General features: G+C 68.9%; 1 protein-coding gene. It reads left to right on the top strand.

All coding sequences use genetic code 11. The annotated features are described in order from the left end of the window. Positions 1-835 (top strand): HNH endonuclease signature motif containing protein (locus A5650_RS25435; protein WP_156744343.1); only part of this gene is annotated, 835 nt, incomplete at both ends.

The raw sequence follows: 835 nt of genomic DNA, 5'->3' as shown, positions 1-835 counted from the left end.
TGGTCGGCCAATTCGGCCAACTGCTCATAGAGCTGACCCAGACGCTGCTTCGGGCCCACGACGACCGCAGCATCAGCAAAACCGTCGGCGAGCACTACACCACCTACCGCATCACCCTGCCCACCCTGGAGGCCGCCAAACTCGACGCCGCCCTGCACTCACACCGCGACGCGCTGATCAACGAACACGTCGCCGCTCACGGCCCCGACGCCGTCGGCGAGGACTACCAACGCCCCGCCGACGGTGACTGGGAAACCCGCGTGCCCTTCCCCACCGCCACCGATGCGTTCATGCGCATGGTCGAGCACGCCTGGGACACCGAGGTGACCCGGCGCCCCCACGATCAACACAGCACCGTCATCGTGCACCTGGATGTGGACAAGCCCGCCGCCTGGCCCCACCTGGGCCCGGCGCTCTCCGAAGCCGACCGGCGGCTGCTGTTGTGCGACACCGGCTGCCAGGTGTGGCTGCACCACCACGGCCAACTCATCGGGTCGGGGCGCACCACGCGGGTGATCAGCCGCCGACTGCGCCGCGCCCTGGAGCACCGCGACCGCACCTGCCGCGTGCCCGGCTGTGCGGCCACCCGCGGCCTGCACGCCCACCACATCCGGCACTGGGAAGACGGCGGACCCACCGAACTGCACAACCTGGTGCTGGTCTGCCCTTACCACCACCGGCTACACCACAGCGGCGACATCACCATCACCGGGCCCGCCGACCAGCTCCTGGTCACCGGCCGCGACGGCAAACCACTCAACCCCGGATCCCTTATCTGCCCGAAACCCGTTCTCCGCTCACATCTTTCCTACTGGTCGCCGTCGGCTACATCATC

Origin of the sequence: Mycobacterium sp. 1164985.4 (assembly GCF_001668575.1) — a bacterium.
Classification (GTDB): domain Bacteria; phylum Actinomycetota; class Actinomycetes; order Mycobacteriales; family Mycobacteriaceae; genus Mycobacterium.
This window is presented reverse-complemented; position numbering and strand designations above follow the sequence as displayed.